The 266-nt window shown below is 32.3% G+C and carries 1 protein-coding gene; it reads left to right on the top strand.

The features are described 5' to 3' along the window. Positions 1-11 precede the first annotated feature (11 nt). Positions 12-164 (top strand): T9SS type A sorting domain-containing protein, encoded by a 153-nt coding sequence (locus tag SB679_RS24675; RefSeq protein WP_410704922.1) that lies wholly within the window; start codon positions 12-14, stop codon positions 162-164. Positions 165-266: the final 102 nt, after the last annotated feature.

The following is a 266-nucleotide window of genomic DNA, read 5'->3' on the forward strand; positions in this document are numbered from 1 at the left end:
CTGATATTCTTCTGTATGATATGTCCGGAAGACAGCTTCAAAGTATAAAAACTAAGAACAGAGTGACCAAGCTTAATACCCAATCACTTATAAAGGGCGCTTATCTAGTTTCTGTAAAAACAAATGAAGGTAAAACGACAGCTGCTAAACTCATTAAACAATAACTATAATGAAAAAGATATATAAAAACTTTTTTATCCTGCTGTTCTTTTTACTATTGGGATTAAGGCAAGGATATGCACAGAGTGGTATGGCATTAGAAAAAT

It is taken from the genome of Chryseobacterium sp. SIMBA_029 (assembly GCF_046535275.1).
Lineage (GTDB): Bacteria > Bacteroidota > Bacteroidia > Flavobacteriales > Weeksellaceae > Chryseobacterium.